A 19,024-nucleotide genomic window follows, 5' to 3' on the forward strand; every position below is an offset into this window, starting at 1 on the left:
AAGGAGCGCCTGCGGTCGAGATCAGTTTCACATGCGTCTTTCCGCAGCTGACGCTGGGCGGCATTGTGATTGGCAAATGTGTATTCGTCTTTGACACTACTGATCGCTCCGCTCCGTAACTTCGACCGGTCTGGCCTTAAAGCAGAATTTGCGTCATCGCCTGTCTAAAGGGCATTTTTTGCGACGATGAGTGCTGCTTTGGTATTCTGCCATGATTTTCACTCTGTTAAAATCAAAGGCTTACGCGCATAGGAAAGGCCGTGTCACTCGGCTCGCACCAGGAACGGCGAATTTGTTGCGCGTCGCGCCGCAGGTCTTGTGATCTACCACGAGCCGCACGCGGCGCAACGCCTGCGCTTCAACTCGCCGAAACGCATTGTCGTCCTGTTGCATCTTTCTGCTGTCCTGCCCGTCCCGACAGGACATCGTGACCTTAGGGCACCGCGTTGAGCGAGGGCGGCAAAGCGCCTACATTGCTTACGCGCGAGGTGCATTTAAGGCGCGCTTCGTGTCATCGGAAACTGATGACCCCAACGCAAGGACAGTGACATATGTCTCCCGACGATGCGGCGGTGTTTGGCGTCAGGCTCGCCATTATCACGGTCGGATTTGTTGCTGGTGCCGTCTATTTGTTGCAGCGCCAGCTCAGCCCCGTGTACGGCCTGTCATCCTTCATGTTCCTGGCCTTTGTCGCGAGCCAGCTTGTCTATATCGTCGAAACGCTGTGGCCGGGTCTGCCCGCGGTCCTGCATCATGGCGTGCATATGGTGTCATATGTCGCTGCATTCCTTTTGCTGCCCACATTCTTCATTCATCTGAAATTGCTGTCCCGTGTACCAGAGCCAATCACCCGCAATGAACTGGCGGTGCACATGACTTTGCCGGTGACCGTGTTCATGCTGGCCTTGGTCACGATGTTCATTCCCAGCGACAGCATGGCTGTGTTGAAAGCAGACCTGTCTTCGCCGGATGTTGCGCCCTGGATGGCGTTCACCGTACGCACTCTGCTGCGACTTGAGTTCGGAGGTTACGCCTTTGTGCTCATATACATCTGGCTCCTGTTTCGCTGGCAAAGGCGCAATGGCACGCACATGCGCACGGTTTTTGCCAATGGCAACAGTTGCGAGACAGTTTGGACGCTCGCTCTGGCTGCCGTTATGGCGGCCTATGTTGCGCAGGCGCTGATGTCGTATTTTGTCCGGGATGCCGGGTTAGGTCATCCGGTTGGTCCGATCCAGCATAGCATCATCGCCTTGCTGTTCATCTTGCTGGTCGCAATTCGCGGCTTGCAACAAGCGCCGGGGCTCTATCGCGCACTGGACAGCGCCGGGCCGGTCACGCATCAGGACGCTCCGAAGTATTCAAAAAGCGCGCTGGCAGGCGAACACGCGGCCCGGATCGCGCGCAAACTGACCGCTGCGATGGCAGATGATCTGCTACATCGCGATGCCAACCTGTCCCTCACAAAGCTCGCCCAGCATATCGGGTCGTCGCCGAATTATGTGTCCCAGACTCTGAACGAACACCTGGAACAGCCATTTTTCGATTTCGTAAACCAGTGGCGGATCAAGGAGGCGGAACAGCTGTTGGTCAACGGCGATGAAACGATTTTGGCGATCGCCTATGAGGTCGGTTTCAATTCGCGGTCTGCGTTCTACACCGCGTTCAAAAAGCACACCGGTTACACGCCCACTCAGCACCGTGCCTTGCACGGCAAGGTGCATCAGGTGACGGCGGATCTAAAGAAGGAACGGCAGCCTGCGCGTCCCTGAGGCGTGCTTCATCCGTATGTTCAGAACCGTGTGGTGACGCCAATCGTGCACTCCTCGATGTCGTGGTCGTAAAAGGCGACATTGCTGCTGGTCCTGCCGAAGGTGCAGCGCAATGTCGGCATGAACCGCCCGAACCGGATCGCCTCATGGTGCGCTGATATGTTGATTTGCGCGTAGTCATCCGCACGCGCCACGCCGGCAAGGGGAAACAGTGCCGCGTAACTGCGTTGACCAAGCTCAATGCCAATCCCGCCTTGCAGTCCACCGGACCATGCCCGCGAAATGTGGGCAAAGACGCTTTGTCCGTCATATTGCAAATGAGCCCGTTCCGGGCGGTGCGCAATCAGCCGTGTACCCACAGTCAACACGCCGTCCTGCACGGACCGTGCAAGCCCGAACTGCATCCAGTAAAGCGGGCCGTCGTTTGCGTCACCTGATAGGTTGTCCCGCTGTTCGCCGCTGACCGACAAGAAGAGGGTATTGCGCGCGTTCAGCCGTCGGTCGGTGCTGAAGCTGACGCCGAGGTCGAGCCGGTCATCCTGTTCGTTCTCGGTCCAGAGCCGATGCGCAAACGGTCCGACCGACCAACGCGATTGCGCACTGAGCCGCGCGTATTGCAACCGTGTAGAGGCGGAAAAGCTGTTGTGGCTGCTGTCGCTGAATTGCCGTGTCGACAGGTCCCAATCCAGGGTCCAGCGAAACCCGTTGTCCCTGCGCCACAGATGGCGCCCGGCAAGACCAAGTTCGACGCCGGTGCCCGGTTCCGCCTGGCTCGTGATATCGAATGAGGGCGCATTCGGCACGCCAGGCTGGAAACGCTCCTGGGAACTGCCGCGGTTGATATTGGTTGACGAAATGATGGCGAACCGCCCGCTGAGCGAGAATGGGCGCAGGCGGTCAATCTCATCAAGAAAGGTGACATATCCGCGCCGCAGCTCTTCGGAGGGATCAATGCGCAAAAGGGTGCGGAAGTGATGCGCCGACGCCCTGTAATCCCCGACAAGAAGCAGGCTGTGCGCCAACTCGCGCCGCGCCGCCAAATAGGACGGGTCCCGCAACAGGACATCACGGAAAACCTGGATTGCGCGGTCGAAATCGCCATCGGCCTTGGCGACGCGCCCTTCAAAGAAAAGCCAGTCGGTTTCCGTTGGCCCTTGCGATGCAAAAAGCGCACGCGCTTCTTCAACCTGCCCATTGGCGATCAACGTGACAAGCATACGGTCAGAGACTGCCAAAGCCGGGCGCGCCAAAACGCTCAACGCACCCAGCACAATCAAAACGGCCGCACACAGGCGGGCGCGCTGTTCCATCAATCCGAACATGATCTTTTGTGGCGCTACGGGTTCTGATTAGGCCGCTCTGCAATGAACCCGCCGACCAGCACCTTTCGGTTGGTATGTCCGGCAAATGCTCCGACAGCGCGGTCGTTTCCGATGCGCCCGGCAAGCGGTGCGTCGACCCCGCGGTAGCTGGCCGTACCACCGATATTTTGCCCGGTAATGTTACCATTGACAGCCAGTCCGCCCGACTGCCCGATCAGCGTGCCTTGGCCGAAATCTGCGTTCAGGGTGATTTTGCCCGCCACGTTCGTTTCAAAGCTGTTGCTGTCGGCGTAGGATAAATTGTAATCGCCCGCATAACTTGCCGTGGCCACTGTGGGCGCGCCGCCAACCTGGTTGTTCGGCAGAATACCCGCCACGCCGAGAAATGTGTCAGTTCCGCGCACGCGTCCAAGTTGGTAGGCAAAACCGCTGCCGTTCAAGAAGCTTTGCTTTGAAAAAGAATTCCCGATTGACCCAACGATGCCGACATCTGGCAGATTGCCGTTCGCGGTCAGCGTAACAATCCTGCTGTCCGTCGTCAGGCCGGGCGGAATGCTACCCGAACCGCCGCCAAAACCGCCCGTCGAAGACCCGGAGCAGCCGGCAAGCGCGCACGCACATGTCAGAGCGACGATGCCGTAAAGTGATTTGTGTCCCATTCATTTCTCCTGAAATCCGTTCGGACAAAGCCCAAGGGCCCGCCACGCCAAAATGCGTGTTCTATACATTTGGCGTACTCGGGTGCTCTCGTCGTCCTGTCGGGTACGACAGGTGCGAGCGGTGTGCAGACGGGTAGGACGGGACAGCTGAGCCTGGTGGCGTGAAGGCAGTCAGCGCGCCTGGGCAGCGCCTTGGCGACCTGCCAGCGCGCCAGACGCCCAATCGGCCATCAGGTCGTAGTATCCGGCAGTGATGCGTGTGTGGGACCGGGTCCCATTGTCATTTTGCACGTAGTCCCACATGCCGTGATCGGTGCGTGGAAAAACCCGGATCGTGATGTCTTGGCCGTTATCTTCCAAGGCTCGCAATCGGCCGATGCTGATGCCCGGTGGTGCTGCGCGGTCGTTGCCCGCAAAGACCCACAATTGTGGAACTCTGACGGCCCGAACTGCGTCGACGGGGTCGATGCTCCAGTCGATATCATAGCTTTCGAACAGTGGCAGAATGACAGTTTCGATCTCTTCAACCGAGGCATCAAGAAGTATTCCGGTGTAGTCGCCGCGTACATGCGGCAGCCACAATGCATCTGCAAAACGGTTCCGCACCTCATCGAATGCAGCGATCGACGCCGCTGACGGGTGCCGCGCGAGCTGTGCCGTTGCGTCCGTGATCTGGCGCGCCTTGGCCTGCACGTTGTCTCCGAAACCGGCGGCGCGCAGCTCCAGGGCGACTTGGGCCGCGTCCTCTTCCCGAATGTCCATGACCAACCCGTAGCCGACCGCGATGAAGTCCGCGTTTGCCCGCGGCGCTGCCAGCGGCGCCACCCATCCACCCTGGCTGAGGCCGATCAGGCCAAAGCGCCCGAAGCGACCGCGCGCGAGGCGCTTTGCCTCACGCGATGCCGCGACCAGGTCGTCTGCCAGCAGCCCGAAATTTTGCGTATACGCACCGCCGGATTGTCCAGTGCCCCGTTTGTCATAGACGAACACAGATATCCCGCGCCCGACCATCTGATACGGATCCCGCGCCCGTTCAAGCCAACCGCTGTCCTCCGATCCATGGGCAAATATGACAAGAGGGCTTTCCGGTGCCCGGTCAGGCGGTTCGATCAACTGGCCTGCCAGGTCCACATCCCGAGACTTAAAGGATGTGTAGGTTACCGTGTGCGCAATGTGCGGCCATACCCCCACATCCACAATGTCTATGGCGTTCTCAAGACATCTGACCGGCGCGTCGGGCCCACCCACGTCGCCTGTCAGCCCGGTATCAAAGGTGTATTTGAACCCGGTATCTGACCGCGTCACAGCGACGAACCCGCTTTCGGAGCCCGAGAAAACCCCGACCTTGCACTGGTGGCCGTCGTCCGCGCCCGCCAGTGCCTCAGAGATATTGGCGATCAGCAACAGCGCGACCAGAAGAATTTGATTTGCAATGCGCATCTGCCTCGTCGGTCGTTGTGGTTTAGGGGTGGGACCGAGTATCGCGCTGGCAGGCCACGCCGACCAGACGTACGGGCAAGGCAAACGTCCGCGCCGTCACACTCGGACAGCAGATGTGCGTGCTATCCTGGTTTGCAGTTGCGTTTCGCAGTTCAAGGGCTGGGGTCAGCGCAGTGCGGGCGCGCCCGGCACCGACATGTCCACCATGTGCCGCGCCAGCGCAATGCATCCCGACGCTTGATGCTGCGCCAAAGCGTGCCCCTTGCCTGCGGTGGCTAGATGCGCCTCGCCCACCACGCCGCTATCCGACAAATCCGATGCGATCCAGCCGAAGGATATGGGTCCTATTGGCGGGATTTCGGATGTCTCGGCGCTGGACCGGAAGTCCCGTGCCACATCCATGTCAACCGTCTCGGGCTTAAAGGCGAGCATCAGAGATGTTTCGCGGTCCCCGCCGTGGATGCCAAACGTGTTTTCCTGGTCGCTGAACAGCCCCTCGGGCGCACCAAACGATCCCCATTGCGTCTTGACTGCCAGCATCCCCGCCTGCACGCGCAACTCGCGCGACAGAATCGAGATCAGGTCGAGATTGCCGCCATGCGAATTGACGATCATCAGCTTTTTCAGCCCGGCACGGGCGACGGACAGTCCAATCTCCGTCCAGGCGCGCAGAGCGGTTTCTGCCGTTAATGTACATGTTCCAGCCGCCCATAGGTGTTCGTTCGACTTGCCGATGGCCTGCACCGGCAGGATCACCAGGTCGAGGTCCTCGGGGCAGGTGGCGTGCACCGCGTTCAGCATCCCTTCGGCAATCAGCGTATCGGTGCCCACCGGCAAATGCGGGCCGTGCTGTTCGATGGCTGCCGTGGGTAGCAGGACGATGGTGCGCTCCGGATCCAGCGCCTCGAACTCCGGCATGCGAAGATCGGCCCAGTTGCGCGCGCTCATGTGGTTTCCTTCGGCGCATAGGTCGCCGCCAGCCGCGACGCCAGATAGTCGGCGGCCCGGATGGGTGGATACTTGGCGTCGCCTGTGCCGGGCAGGGCCGCGACCCGCGCATCCGGGTTCGCTTCGCAGAAGAAGGCAACCGAACGCCGCTGGCGCTTGGGTGGCAGCACCCGGTGCGGGGTCGAGACGTAGATGTCGTTTGTCCACCGCATCAGGCAGTCGCCGATATTGACCACATAAGCGCCGGGAACGTGGGGCACATCTGTCCAGTCGCCACCCCGTGGCTGCACCTGCAACCCCGGCTCGCCGTCCGTCATCAGCAGCGTGATCGCGCCATAATCTGTATGTGCGCCCGCGCCGATTTCATTCGCTGCACCGCTGGCGGGCGGGTAGTGCAGCAGCCGCATGGCCGACAACGGTTCGGTAAACAGATCGGCAAAATGCGTGGCGGGCAGGCCAAGGTCCTCGGCCATAACGCTCAAAAGCGCCGAGGCTTGTGTCTGGCACGCGTCGTAATAGGCCAGCATCGTGTCGGCAAAGCCGGGGATATCAGGCCAGCGGTTCACCCCGCGAAAGGGTTCATCGGCCAAGACGCGGGGATCATCTGGCGCAAGGTCATAGCCGATGTTGAAGGTCTCCTTGCTGTCCACCTCGGGCCGCGTTTCGTCCAGGGACTCGTCCCCCGGCTTCGCCCAGCCGCGATAATGCGGCGTGTCCAGGATCGACAGTTTGGCCTTCTCGGCGCGCGGTTGGTTGAAGAACGTGTCTGCCAGCGCGAACACCTCGTCCCGCAGGGTGTGCGGCACTTGCGGGTTTGCCAGCAGGAAGAACCCGGTTTCGCGCACCGCCGGGCCCAATTGGGACCGAAAGGCCGCGCGGTCTGTTTGTGCTTTGGTCCAGTCGAGGACAGGGATCATGCCGTCAGCCTTTCCATACGTTCGGCCACTTTCCTAAGGTACTGTGACCGCGACGTATCGGTGGAACTGTCCATCAGGTAATGCGCCGCAAAAACGGTGCGACACCTCTTGGCACAAATGGCGCGCACGCCGCGTGTCAGCATCTTGCGACCGGGCGCACCAATCAGGGTCGTCAGCCACCAAGATGCGCCGCAGGTCGTGAAAACGCCCAAGCGTTTGATGTGGGTCAGGCCGGGCTGGATGTTGTCCCCTTCGCCCTTGGGCATGATAAACGCGACACCAGGCAACAGCACCCGGTCGAGCCAGCCCTTCAGCATCGCGGGCAGGCCATACCACCACGTCGGATAGATAAAGATCAGCGCATCGGCCCATTGCACATCCGCCACATCCTGCGCCACCGGATCGGCGTTGCAGCTTTCGTCCAGATAGCAATCCAGCTCATGGGCGGTGAGCACTGGCATGAAGTTCGACCGATAAAGGTCGCGCAAGCGGTATTCGACGCCTGCTTTCTCCAGATGGGTCGTGACCGTGCCCAGCACGGCGGCGTTAAAGCTGTCCTCCTTGGGATGGCAAAAAATGATGAGCGCACGCATCAGAACGTCCTTAATTGTTCTCCGACATGGGTCAGGAAGCGGCGCCGCTGTGCGTCCGTTGCCCGGTTCATGTCATAAAGGGCAAGGTATTTGGTCGTTCGTGGCCTGCACACGTGCCAAACGGCGCGCGTGATGCATTTGCGCGGGGGATCCCCGCACAGCATGGCCCGCAGCCGCGTGCCACCATATGTGGTGACAGCCGCCAGCCGCCGAATGCGTGTCAGGTTCGGGACGACCTTGCCATCGTCCAACCGGAAAGACACGCCCGGCAAAAACACCCGGTCGAGAAAGCCCTTGAGCATCGCCGGGTATCCGAAATTCCACACCGGAAAGACCATGACCAGTGCGTCGGCCGCGCGCAAACGGTCGACATAGTCCTTCACGGGTTCAACATTGTCCGGCACGTCATGATAGCCGCGCCTGTCGGCCTCCGACATTACGGGATCGAAGCCTTCGGCATAGAGGTCGCAATCATCCACGTCCCAACCACGCCCCAACAATGACTGAACCACTTGCGTATGCAACGCTGCATTGAAGCTGTCAGGCACCGGGTGCGCTGCCAGCACCAAAGCGCGCTGTGGTTCGGACGGGACGGTGGGTGCTGGCGTCATTCGGCAGCCTGTATCTTGGGATAGGAATACATCTCGGCAAAATCGAAGTCCGGATCATCCCAGGCGATCATCTTGCCGGGGTTGAGCAGGCCCTTGGGGTCCGCCTCGCGCTTGAACTTCAACTGCCGGTCATCGACCGTCTGCCGCCCGCCTTCCTCCAGCGTGTAGCGGTGCGGGTTGAACACCATGGCGCCCGCGTCCTCGTGTATCTTGACGATCTCGTCCAGCCGCTCCTCGGTCGTGAATTTGACAAGGGACAGGCCCGCAAACATGACCTTGCCGCCTTCTTTGAGCACCTCAAGGTGATGCAGCACCTCGGGCGACAGCGCCTCGCGCATCTTTTCGATCAGGTCCAATTGGTTCGGATAGCCAAAGCGCACCTGCAAATACGTGATCGACGGATCGACCTTGAGCGCGCGCAGTGTCGTATGGTTCCAGCCGTATTCAAAGACGGTGCCCGGCGACCGGTCCCAATCGTGATCATCGCTGCGGTAGATCAGGTTCAGCGCCGGACTGCGGCCCAACAGCGTCTGAAACCCGTCCATCGAATGCGGCGCGACCATCAGGCCGATCAGGGTATCGTCGGCCTCGACATGCGGCGCCACGCGCTGGAAGTAATCCTTGGCCACCGGCGCCTCGAACACGGTGGCCAGCTTGATCAGAATGCCGTCCTCGTTTGCAAGGTCCTGGGCAAAGCGGGTGGCGGCCATAAAGTCCTTGGAGGTGACGAACATCTCCACCCAGTCATAGGCGGGCGCAAGGGGCATCTCGATCTCGGTGATGATGCCGTTGGTGCCGTAGGCATGGCTGACGCGGGCCAGCTCCTCGCCCCGGAACTCAAGAATGCGCGGCTCTTCCTCCATGGTGACAACGCGCAGGCGGATAATGTTGCCCAGATCGCGCAACGACCCCCATGTGCAGGACCCGACACCGCCCGAGCCACCCGCGATAAATCCGCCGATCGTGGCCGTCGCCCATGTGCTCGAAAACATGCGGATTTCCTGCCCCGACTGCTCCTTGCAGGCTGCATCCAGATCTTTCAGCAAACATCCCGGTTCGACAATCACACGGCCCGGATGCACCGCTTTCACCTTGTCCATCCAGCGCAGGTGCATCACGCACCCGCCCTCCAGCGGCATCGCCTGCCCATAATTCCCGGTCCCCGCGCCGCGCGTCGTGACGGGCACATCGTGGTGGTAACAAACCTTGAGCACCTCGATCACCTCCGCTTCATTCCGCGGGCGCACGACGAAGTCGGCAACGACATGGTCCAGCCGGTCCTTGAGCACGGGTGAGTACCAGAAGAAGTCGCGGGATGAGGCGCGAATGCTGGCCTCTTTCTCGTCGATGTCCAGATGGGCGAGGGCGGCTTTGGCGGCGTCGATGTTCATGGTGTCTCCCACAGATGGTCAAGGGTGGAATAGTCGGGCAATGTGCGGTCGATGGCGGCGCCATTCCGCAGAACGATACGGTCGGATTGCGGGCGGGCATAGAGCTCGGTCCATTCCCGCGCTTTGAAAATGACGAGGTCAGCAGGCGCGCCGGGCGCAAGGCTCTGCGCCTCAAACCCGCACGTTGCGGCAGGTTGTGTGGTAAAGGATGTCACCCAATCGGTGCGCGCGTGATCCAGATGTGCAATGCGCGTCGCCTGCCGCATCACCTCCAGCATATCCAGATCGCCATAGGCATAGAACGGATCGCGTGTGTTGTCGGACGCAAAGGACACCGGAATGCCCCGCGCGCGCATCTCATGCACCAGCGTCACACCCCGCCCGCGCGGAGTGCGCGCGGTGCCTTCGGGTGTACGGTCCTGAAGATACAGATTGCACATCGGCAGGCTGACCACATGCAGCCCGGCCCTTGCGACCAGATCCAGCGTGTCCATCGCCCGCGCGTCGTCCTGCGTGGACAGCGAACAGCAATGGCCGACCACGATGCGCCCGCCGAACCCGACCTCCAGCGCCACTTCGGCAATCAGGCGGAGGGTTTCCGAGGATGCGTCCATCGTCTCGTCCACATGGAAATCAGCATCAAGGCCGCGCGCCGTGGCGAGGCGAAAGAACCCCTCAAGCCGGTCGCGCAGATCGGGCACCGGATAGGTGACCATGCCCAACGTCCCGCCGTGCTCGGCCACCAGATCGGCGGTCACCTTGAAATCGCCGTCCTCGGAAAATCCATCGCAGCCGATCAGGCACACGCCCTGCAGGTCGATCCGACCGGCCCACGCCTCGCGCAATTCGGAAAACACGGGCCACGTGATCTGCGGCTGCGGCGGGATACTGTCCAGATGCGTGCGCACCGCACGGCTGCCATGGGCATAGGCGCAAGCGAGGCCGAACTCCATCCGGGCGCGCAGATCGTCCGCCGACCAGTTGGCATGATCGGCGCGCACGGTGGTGAGCGCGCCCATGAACGACCCGTCGGGGTTCGACGCCCGCGGCCAGATATGCCCCTTGTCCAGATGCACGTGCATATCGGTGAAACACGGAAGCACCATCGCCCGACCCATATCGACGCGCTGGCCGGGTGTGTCGCTGATCTTGCCATCGTCAATGTGCAGATCGGTGGTGATCAGGTCGCCGTCCTGCCCGGTCAGGCAGGCAGGAACGGTAACATCGGCAAGGGTTATGTGTCCGCTGGGCAGGGCGCGAAAATCCATCAACCCTCCCGTTTGATGGCGCTTTCGTGCCACTTGCGCAGCAGCATGTGAGACAACAGCGACAGGGCCGCAAAGATGAACACGCCCATCGCCGCCACGATGGCAAGGGCCGCAAACATGCGCGCGATGTTCAGCCGGTAGCCCGCCTCCTGAATGCGGAAGGCAAGGCCAGTTCCCACACCGCCCGTGCCAGCCACCAGTTCCGCCACGACGGCCCCGATCAGCGACAGACCCCCGGCGATCTTCAAACCGCCCAGAAAGTACGGAAGGGCAGAGGGCAATTGCAGCATCCACAACCGTTGCCACCGCGTCGCCCCATAGATGCGGAAGAGATCGCGCAGATTGTGATCGACTGAATTGAGCCCCAGCGTCGTCGAACTGAGCACCGGAAAGAACGCCACAAGCCACGCGCAAAGCAACATGCCGACCGTCTTGCTTTCCACATAGATGAAGATCAGCGGCGCGATGGCCACCACAGGTGTGACCTGCAGGATCACCGCGTAGGGGTACAGCGACAGCTCAACCATCTTGTTCTGATTGAACAGGATGGCAAGGCCGGCACCGCCGACCACAGCAATGGCAAGGGCCATCAGAGTGATGCGCCCGGTCAAGAGCGCGCTGTCCCACAAGATCGCCCAGTCCCCGGTCAGGCTGCCCCAGACACGCGCCGGGCTGGGCAGGATAAAGTGGGGTATCTCGTTCCAGACCACGATCCGGTCCCAGACCCAGATCATCAGCGCCATGACCAAGAGCGGCAGCAGCCAGCGCGCCGTCCTTTCGATCCGGCGGCTGCGCGCGCGGCGTGCTTCTTCTGCATCAACCGTGGGGGCGGCGGGACGGTCCAGGTCGGTCACGCTCATGCCGCGGCCTCCATGGCCTGTTCCAGCGCTTGGGATGCTGCCCGACAATGCGCCACATATTCTGACGACGTACGAAACATCTCTCCGCGTGGATAGGGTTCGTCCACGTGCAACTCGTCGATCACACGTCCGGGACGCGCGGCCATCACCACGATGCGGTCGGACAGGAACACGCTTTCAAAAACGGAGTGCGTCACAAAAATCACAGTGCAGCCGATGCGCGCCTGCATCTCAAGCAGATCATTGTTCAACTTGAACCGCGTGATCTCATCCAGCGCGGCAAAGGGTTCGTCCATCAGGATCAACTTGGGCTGCGTGACCATCGCGCGGGCAATCGACACGCGCATCTTCATGCCGCCCGACAATTCACGGGGATAGGCGTTCTGAAATTTCTCCAGCCCCACCAGCTTCAGCGCCTCGAGGATCTCGTCCTTGACCGCAGCATAGCTTTTCCCCTCAAGCCGAAAGGGCAGGTACACGTTTTGCGCCACCGTGGCCCAGGGCATCAGCGTCGGTTCCTGAAACACCACGCCCAGGTCGCCTTGGGCGCGGGGCGTGGCCCATTCGATGCGGCCTGTGGTCGGTTCGGACAGTCCCGCGATCAAACGCAGGGCCGTCGACTTGCCACAGCCGGACGGCCCCAGAAGCGAGATGAAGTCGCCCTCGCGCACGGTCAATGACATCGCGCGCAACGCCTGCACATTGCCCGGAAACACCTTGTCCACTGCGTTGACACGCATCAAATCGTCACGCTCGGCAAAAGGAGCGATTTGCGCCATGTGGCCCTCTTTATCGTAGAAAATGCCGAACGTACGCACCACACCCCGTTCGGCATTCTGTTTCCTGAATTATAGAACGGCGATCAGGGTTTGATGTCCATCCCAACCTTCTTGTTTGTAAAGTCCAGCGTATAGGCCGCCTTCCAGTCCAGATCGCCAGAGATCACGCCGGCGTCGACCATCTTCTGATAGAAGTCACCGATCACCTCGTCCGACATGGCGCCGATCCCCAGATCAAGCGTCTTGCCACTGTCCACGATACCCTCGTCGCGCATCATGTTCTTGGCAAAGTCGATCTTGTCCTGGCTCATGTCAGCGTTCGCTTCCAGGATCATCGCGTCGGCGGCGGCGCTGTCGCCATAGAGGTAATTGTACCAACCTGTCAGGGACGCATCGACAAAGCATTCCACCTGTTCGGGGCTTTCATCAATGGTGCTCTGCATCACCTCAATGGTGGTGGCATAGGACGAATAGCCGTTGTCCGCGATCAGGAACACATTGGGTTTGAAACCGGCCTCCTTCTCGACCAGGTAAGGCTCGGACGACAGATAGCCCTGCATGGCCAGCTCGGTGTCGGCGATAAAGGGGGCCGGGTTGAAGGTGTAGGGCTGGCGCTGTTCGGTGGTGAACCCATGTTCGGCAATCATCCACTGATAATAGCTGGTAAAGCCATTGTCGCCGATCAGCAGCGTCTTGTCCTTCAGGTCCTCCCAGCTTTCGACGTCCGGGTGGGCCACGATGACCTGCGGGTGTTTCTGAAAAATGGCGGCGACCGCGACAACGGGGATGTCCTCGGCCACGGCGTTGAACGCCTGCAACATGTCACCGCCCATATGGTACTGAATGCGGTCCGCCAGCAGGAGGGCGCGGTTGTTCACCTGCGGCCCGCCTGAAACGATCGTGACGTCCAGCCCGCAGGCGGCATAGGTGCCGTCAGCCACGGATTGGTAAAAACCGCCATGTTCCGCCTGGGCCAACCAGTTTGTCCCGAACGTGACCGGCGTCAATTCCTCGGCCATCCCGGCCAAAGGCACGGCGGCCAATGCCGCGCTCAGCGCAAATCTATACATCACAATCATCTCCCCTGTTTTTTGGCATCACGTGAGCGCAGAGGATGGCGTTTACCCCACGGAAAGAAAGTCACGCGTCTGTGGGATCGTTCAGGCTGCGACGGAATTGGCGGAATGACGCCTAAAAAAGGGGCGGTGCGATGAAAAAATGATCGCGTGATGGCGTTCGGTTACGCGTAATCCTCGCCCGCATATCGGTTTGGCTGACCTTTTGCGGCGGGTTCACCGATGAAATCGGCCCAGTCTTCGCCGGGCCGCCAGATGCTGTCCATGTTGGCCAAGGCGTCTTCGGGGGACAGTTCCGTGCCCGACTGCGCATGGCGATAGAAAAAGGCGCTCACGCGTGCGTTGTAGATGCAGTGCACGTGCATCACCGCGTTCGGATGCCCCTTGATCGCCTGATCAAATACGGCGAAATCCTCATCCGTTGGCGCCTCGAAATCCACGGGAATATGGATATACGTCATGCCCAACCCGGCCACGGTTCCGGCTTCGTCCGGCAAGGCGCCCTCGACGTGATGCAGGCCCAGGTTCACGATATGTGTGACGCCCAGGGCGCGGATGTCGGCAAGCTGACGCTCGGTCGGCTGGCCAGAGGTGGTCAGGCGCGCGTTGATACGACGCCAGTTCAGGATATCAGGCAGGTCGTTCATCTGTCTCTCCAGCGTCAGTCGGACATGTGCGCGCAAGCGGCATGGGCCTTGGTCACGCGTTGGGTTGAGGCGGGAAACCTGATCAGCTTGGCGGCCGGACGAACCGGGCGGGGTACGAAGGCGCCACCGCAATTGGGGCAGGTTTGGTCGAACCGTGTTTCCGCACACTGGGCGCAGAACGTGCATTCGAAACTGCAAATCCGGGCATCTGTGGCTGCGGGTGGCAAATCCTTGTCGCAGCATTCGCAATTGGGTTTCAGGGCCAGCATGTCGGGCACTCCGCGTTGTTTGGAGGTAGACTACCGGGTTTCTGGATGGCAGAAATGACAAGATGACAGCAAAAACTGCCAAATCCTCTTGCACCTCCGTGGCCAGGCGATTGGTCGTGTTCGTTGTCTATGACAACATCGTGCTGCTGGATCTTGTGGGGCCGCTGCAGGTCTTTTCCCACGCACCGGACCCGGCCACGGATGCGCCGGGATATGAATGCGTTGTCGCGTCGGTGAATGGCGCGTTGACTACGACCAACACGGTCCTGTCGATCCCCAGTGTCGCGGCCGAAACGCTGGCGGACCAAGACATTCACACTTTGATCGTGGTTGGCGGCGATGGCGCCATTCCAGGCATGCGGGACGCGAAACTTGTCGGCCTGGTCAAGACGCTTGCGCGTCGAGCAGAGCGCGTCGCATCCGTGTGCTCCGGCGCACTGGTGCTTGCCGCAACCGGGTGGCTGAACGGTCGCCGGGCTGTCACGCATTGGGATGACTGCGCCATGCTCGCCGCTGAATTTCCCGAAGTGCGGGTCGAGCTGGATCCGATTTTCATCAAGGACGGCCCGGTCTGGACCTCCGCCGGGATCACGGCGGGCATCGACATGGCGCTCGCCATCGTGGCCGAGGATCTTGGGCGCGCCGCCGCCTTTACCGTCGCGCGCTCCATGGTGGCGCAAATGGTCCGCTCTGGTGGCCAGTCACAGTTCAGCCCCGCCCTCAGCCGCCAATTGCGGGACCAGGCGGGCCAGTTCGAGGCGCTGCACGCCTGGATCGCACATAACCTGTGCGAAGACCTGACGGTCGAATTGCTTGCCGCGCGCGCGGGGATGAGCCCACGCAACTTCGCGCGTGTATATGCCAGGACGATGGGCATGACACCGGCCAAGGCCGTTGCCGCCATGCGTTTGGAACGCGCGCAGGGGCTGCTTGAAACCACCGCGCAAGGGGTCAAGCAAATCGCTGCATCATGCGGTTTTCGGGACGAAGACAGGATGCGTCGCGCATTTGTCGGGCTGCTTGGCGTATCGCCGTCCGAGTACCGCGCGAATTTCAACGTGTCGTGATTGACACGCCAAGAATGCGATCTGGTCGCGGGTTCCTTGTGTGCTGCTGAGGGGCGCACGGGACAGAAATTGACGTGTAACTTCATGTACGGGCCGCAAGCCGCTGGAATCTGATACGAATCCGGGCTTCACAGATGAAAGCCACGTTGCTATTCTACCACCAATAAAAAAAGACAAGGCAGGCATACAGGCAATGAAAACGGGCTTTCGTGGCACGTTTGTCATCTCCTGGTCGCAAACAGAAGTGGACGGCCTCGAGGCCGCGCCGTTGGCATCGTTGGCTGTTGGGGCAGCCTGGGCCTGGCGTGGAGACCCCGTGCAGGTCGATGGTCCGCAAGACGTGTTGCGCCTGGACAGGGCAAACGGGGAAGAAGACATCCGCAGGCGCGCTGCGCGCATGGTGCATCGGCTGGTGGGTGCAGCACTCGACAACACACCGCTCGCGCCTGACATGGCAGAGCAGGACACGGTGATGCCGGACAACAGTTTCGTTGTGACCGATGGTGCCAAGAGCTACACGGTCACCGTGATTGATGCTGGCCGTGACGCCCAGCCGCTCTTGATGTTTGTGGACACCATCCCTCCGCGCAAAACGGATCTTTGGGTGGTGCATCACAGGATTGCTCCTGCCAAGCCCGAGCCGTCCTCGGATCTGCCGAGCCGCGTGATCTGTTTCACCCCGGGCACACGGATCGACACGCCGGATGGCCCCCGTTTGATCGAAGACCTGCGTGAAGGCGACAAGGTGCAGACCCTGGACAATGGCGCGCAAGAGATCCTGTGGGTCGGCAGCCGTCATATGACGGGCGCGCGGCTCTTTGCTATGCCCCACTTGCGACCGATCCGCATCGCGACCGGTGCGCTGGGCATCGAACGGCCCGATCAGGAACTGTTGGTGTCGCCCGACCACCGGATGCTGTTGAAGGGCGATGCGGCCCGGGATCTGTTCAACGCGCCCGAGGTTCTGGTGGCGGCCAAGGATCTGGTGAACGGCTCGACCATCACTGTGGACATCAAGGCACGCTCCGCCACCTATGTGCATCTTCTGTTGCCACGCCACGAAGTGCTGCGCGCCAACGGTGTGGAGACGGAGAGCTTTCATCCCGCAAATGCCGCGCTGTCGATGCTGAAGGAAGACGACCGCGCGCGTTTGATCGGGGCGATGCCGGATCTCGCGGAGGATCCGCACAGCTACGGCAGCCATGCCCGTCGGAACCTGAGCGCGAGCGAGGCCGCGATCCTGAACCACGCGGCGTGATCCAAAGGACGCGCGGTGCGCGACGACAGTGTTTAGGGGGCTCTGCCCCCGTCCTTCGGACTCCCCCGTGGTATTTTCGGTCAGAAGAAATGGGGGGTCAGGTGAACCCTGCGGTTCCCTTGTCCTGGGGTGTGCGTACCAGGTGCTTGGCCTTGATCTGTTCAGAGGTGTCGCGTGATCCGTCGTGGCTCCAACCCGGCGGGGCGACGGCGTAGCGCAGACGGTCCTTGAGGCTCAGGCCCCGTTGTGTGACGTCTTTCCAGATGCCGACCCATTCGTGGAAGGCCACCCGGATCGGATTGAAGGTGCCGATGTTCTGGACCAGTCCGTAATCCGGCTTCTCGCTGTCCAGTTCGGGCACGAAGGTGCCGAACATCCTGTCCCAGATGATGAAGACACCGGCGTAGTTTGCGTCGAGGTAGCGGGCGTTGCGGCCGTGGTGGACCCGGTGGTGGCTGGGCGTGTTCATCACCGCCTCGATCCAGCGCGGCAGTTTGCCGATGGCTTCGGTGTGGATCCAGAACTGGTAGATCAGGTTCAGCCCGCCCACGAACAGGACCATCGCCGGGTGAAAGCCCAGAAGGATCAGGGGCGCGCGCACCACCATCATGAAGGTGAACGTGCCCGTCCAGGTTTGCCTGAGCGCTGTCGTCAGATTGTAGTGTTGCGAGGAGTGGTGGTTGACATGGCTGGCCCAGACCCAGCGGATGCGGTGTCCGAAGCGGTGGACCCAGTAATAGCGGAAGTCGTCGAGCACGAAGCACAGCAGAACGACCCAGAGACTGGTGCCCAGATCAAGCGGAGTGATGGCCCAGAGCCACATGAAGAACCCCCAGGCGATGAAACCGAGCAGGATGCCCGAGGCGACGTTGCCTGCCCCCATGATCAGCGAGGTCACGGCATCGCGCGTTTCGTACCGTCCGCCGCGGCCCTTGATCACGATCCAGGCCAGTTCGATGGCGATGGCCGCGATGAAGAAGGGCACGGCGAAGTTAACGACGTCGGGGTAGGTGAGGTCTGCCATCATGTGTGTGCCATCCAGTCTTGCCACGCGCTGTGTTCCTGTGGCGTGAGCGTGAGCCGCACTTTGGGCGCGGCATAATCATCGAGATGCAGGGTGGAGGTGTCCCCGGCGCGCGTCAGCCGTTCACGGCCGGTCAGGCGGCGCGCGCAGCTGTCGGCGCCCATTTGCCATAGAACGCCCCGGCCCTGATCGGTCGTGATCCGCGCCGCGCGGCCGTCGCTGGTGACCGTGATCGCGTCAATGGTGTCGTCGGGATGCGCGCGGTGCCATGCGTCATGGGCCGTGTCGGCGGTGAAGGGGGCGGCGCGGGACAGGCCCAACATGTGCAGCGCAAGCGCGATGCCTGCGATGCCACCAACCACCAAAATCAACAGGATGTGCAACGGCACGGTCCAGTCCTCCCGCGCATAGTTCAGCGGGGACGGGGGCGGATCGTCAAGCGTGGCGTAGCGTCAGCTTGGGTGGCGCGGCATGGGTAACGGTTACCCGTGGGTAACATAACGCATTGTTAACGCTTGTTAAATTTGAGTTACGGCACCGTACGCTAGCTGCTTTCGGCACCGATCAGGGACGCGATGATGGCCTTGGCGCTGTCGGAGGACCAGTCGGCATCACCGCGCAGGCGCGCGATCTCGCGCCCCTCGGGGTCGATGATCACCGTGATGGGCAGGCCGAAGACCCCCATCTGTGCCGCCAGCTTCTGCTTGGGATCCTGGTGGCGGGGCAGGTTGGTGGCGCCGATCTCGTCGAGGAACTTGACGATGGCCGCGGGGTTGTTGCGGCCCGTGGCGATGGTCACCACCTCAAACTCGTCGCCGCCGAACTCGGTCTGCAATTCGGACAGCATCGGCATCTCGTGCCGACAGGGCGCGCACCAGGTCGCCCAGAAGTTCACAAGGATGTGCTTGCCTTCGTAGTCCGCGAGCGAGCCCTGGCCCGCGCCGTCGGCCAGATCGAAGGACTGACCGGACACCGCCTCGGGCGTGCCGTGGAAGATCAGCTTTTTCATGTCTCCCTCGCGCAGGGCCTCTGCCGCCGAGGTGTCGGCGAGTGCAGGAATTGCGCCCACGCTCAGGGCCATGTAGAGGGCTGCGGTAACAAGCTTTTTCATGATCTTCCTCAA

Annotated in this window: 20 protein-coding genes; 3 read left to right on the forward strand and 17 right to left on the reverse strand. The window is 61.4% G+C overall.

Annotation, left to right across the window (positions count from 1 at the left end):
- Positions 1–551 precede the first annotated feature (551 nt).
- A complete protein-coding gene (locus BWR18_RS00770; protein ID WP_076626240.1) occupies positions 552–1,772 on the forward strand; it encodes a helix-turn-helix domain-containing protein in 1,221 nt (406 codons plus the stop codon).
- Positions 1,773–1,792: 20 nt separating this feature from the next.
- Here the strand turns inward: BWR18_RS00770 and BWR18_RS00775 are convergent, their stop codons facing one another.
- The 14 genes from BWR18_RS00775 to BWR18_RS00840 form a co-directional block, all read right to left on the reverse strand.
- A complete protein-coding gene (locus BWR18_RS00775; protein ID WP_076626241.1) occupies positions 1,793–3,094 on the reverse strand; it encodes a surface lipoprotein assembly modifier in 1,302 nt (433 codons plus the stop codon).
- A 14-nt stretch (positions 3,095–3,108) separates the two neighbouring features.
- Complete coding sequence (locus tag BWR18_RS00780; protein WP_076626242.1) at positions 3,109–3,753, reverse strand: hypothetical protein; 645 nt, start codon at positions 3,751–3,753, stop codon at positions 3,109–3,111.
- A gap of 171 nt (positions 3,754–3,924) precedes the next feature.
- The gene (locus BWR18_RS00785; RefSeq protein ID WP_076626243.1) at positions 3,925–5,193 is read right to left on the reverse strand and encodes an alpha/beta hydrolase family protein; all 1,269 of its coding nucleotides are present in this window, start codon (positions 5,191–5,193) and stop codon (positions 3,925–3,927) included.
- A gap of 165 nt (positions 5,194–5,358) precedes the next feature.
- Positions 5,359–6,141: a creatininase family protein gene (locus BWR18_RS00790; RefSeq protein WP_076626244.1), complete on the reverse strand. Its 783-nt coding sequence runs from the start codon at positions 6,139–6,141 to the stop codon at positions 5,359–5,361.
- Complete coding sequence (locus tag BWR18_RS00795) at positions 6,138–7,058, reverse strand: isopenicillin N synthase family dioxygenase (RefSeq protein ID WP_076626246.1); 921 nt, start codon at positions 7,056–7,058, stop codon at positions 6,138–6,140. Before BWR18_RS00795 ends, BWR18_RS00790 begins: the two co-directional genes overlap by 4 nt.
- Positions 7,055–7,651, reverse strand: coding sequence for an NAD(P)H-dependent oxidoreductase (locus BWR18_RS00800; protein WP_076626248.1), 597 nt, complete (start codon positions 7,649–7,651; stop codon positions 7,055–7,057). Before BWR18_RS00800 ends, BWR18_RS00795 begins: the two co-directional genes overlap by 4 nt.
- The gene (locus BWR18_RS00805; RefSeq protein ID WP_076626249.1) at positions 7,651–8,262 is read right to left on the reverse strand and encodes an NAD(P)H-dependent oxidoreductase; all 612 of its coding nucleotides are present in this window, start codon (positions 8,260–8,262) and stop codon (positions 7,651–7,653) included. The genes BWR18_RS00800 and BWR18_RS00805 overlap by 1 nt, the downstream gene beginning before the upstream one ends.
- Positions 8,259–9,653 carry an FAD-binding oxidoreductase gene (locus tag BWR18_RS00810; RefSeq protein ID WP_076626251.1) on the reverse strand — a complete coding sequence of 465 codons (1,395 nt, stop codon included), beginning with the start codon at positions 9,651–9,653 and terminating at the stop codon, positions 8,259–8,261. The genes BWR18_RS00805 and BWR18_RS00810 overlap by 4 nt, the downstream gene beginning before the upstream one ends.
- Positions 9,650–10,921 (reverse strand): cytosine deaminase, encoded by a 1,272-nt coding sequence (locus BWR18_RS00815; RefSeq protein ID WP_076626252.1) that lies wholly within the window; start codon positions 10,919–10,921, stop codon positions 9,650–9,652. Before BWR18_RS00815 ends, BWR18_RS00810 begins: the two co-directional genes overlap by 4 nt.
- Positions 10,921–11,781 carry an ABC transporter permease gene (locus BWR18_RS00820; RefSeq protein ID WP_076626254.1) on the reverse strand — a complete coding sequence of 287 codons (861 nt, stop codon included), beginning with the start codon at positions 11,779–11,781 and terminating at the stop codon, positions 10,921–10,923. Before BWR18_RS00820 ends, BWR18_RS00815 begins: the two co-directional genes overlap by 1 nt.
- Complete coding sequence (locus BWR18_RS00825) at positions 11,778–12,560, reverse strand: ABC transporter ATP-binding protein (RefSeq protein WP_076626255.1); 783 nt, start codon at positions 12,558–12,560, stop codon at positions 11,778–11,780. Before BWR18_RS00825 ends, BWR18_RS00820 begins: the two co-directional genes overlap by 4 nt.
- An 83-nt stretch (positions 12,561–12,643) precedes the next feature.
- Positions 12,644–13,630 carry an ABC transporter substrate-binding protein gene (locus BWR18_RS00830; RefSeq protein ID WP_076630035.1) on the reverse strand — a complete coding sequence of 329 codons (987 nt, stop codon included), beginning with the start codon at positions 13,628–13,630 and terminating at the stop codon, positions 12,644–12,646.
- Positions 13,631–13,800: 170 nt separating this feature from the next.
- On the reverse strand, positions 13,801–14,283 hold the full coding sequence (locus tag BWR18_RS00835) for a protein tyrosine phosphatase family protein (protein WP_076626257.1): 483 nt from the start codon (positions 14,281–14,283) through the stop codon (positions 13,801–13,803).
- A gap of 14 nt (positions 14,284–14,297) precedes the next feature.
- A complete protein-coding gene (locus tag BWR18_RS00840) occupies positions 14,298–14,552 on the reverse strand; it encodes a DUF1272 domain-containing protein (RefSeq protein WP_076626258.1) in 255 nt (84 codons plus the stop codon).
- Between the two features lie 62 nt (positions 14,553–14,614).
- Here BWR18_RS00840 and BWR18_RS00845 point away from each other — a divergent pair, with 62 nt between their 5' ends.
- Positions 14,615–15,619: a GlxA family transcriptional regulator gene (locus BWR18_RS00845; protein WP_076626260.1), complete on the forward strand. Its 1,005-nt coding sequence runs from the start codon at positions 14,615–14,617 to the stop codon at positions 15,617–15,619.
- Positions 15,620–15,812: 193 nt separating this feature from the next.
- Positions 15,813–16,877, forward strand: a complete 1,065-nt coding sequence (locus BWR18_RS00850; RefSeq protein ID WP_076626261.1) for a Hint domain-containing protein — start codon at positions 15,813–15,815, stop codon at positions 16,875–16,877.
- Between the two features lie 97 nt (positions 16,878–16,974).
- Here BWR18_RS00850 and BWR18_RS00855 read toward each other — a convergent pair whose 3' ends face one another.
- From BWR18_RS00855 to BWR18_RS00865, 3 genes are all read right to left on the reverse strand, one after another.
- On the reverse strand, positions 16,975–17,904 hold the full coding sequence (locus BWR18_RS00855) for a sterol desaturase family protein (RefSeq protein ID WP_076626262.1): 930 nt from the start codon (positions 17,902–17,904) through the stop codon (positions 16,975–16,977).
- On the reverse strand, positions 17,901–18,290 hold the full coding sequence (locus BWR18_RS00860; protein ID WP_076626263.1) for a hypothetical protein: 390 nt from the start codon (positions 18,288–18,290) through the stop codon (positions 17,901–17,903). The genes BWR18_RS00855 and BWR18_RS00860 overlap by 4 nt, the downstream gene beginning before the upstream one ends.
- Before the next feature lie 155 nt (positions 18,291–18,445).
- Entirely contained in the window at positions 18,446–19,012 is a 567-nt protein-coding gene (locus BWR18_RS00865; RefSeq protein WP_076626265.1) for a TlpA disulfide reductase family protein, read from the reverse strand.
- Positions 19,013–19,024: the final 12 nt, after the last annotated feature.

The sequence above is a fragment of the Tateyamaria omphalii genome, assembly GCF_001969365.1.
Taxonomy (GTDB): Bacteria; Pseudomonadota; Alphaproteobacteria; order Rhodobacterales; family Rhodobacteraceae; genus Tateyamaria; species Tateyamaria omphalii_A.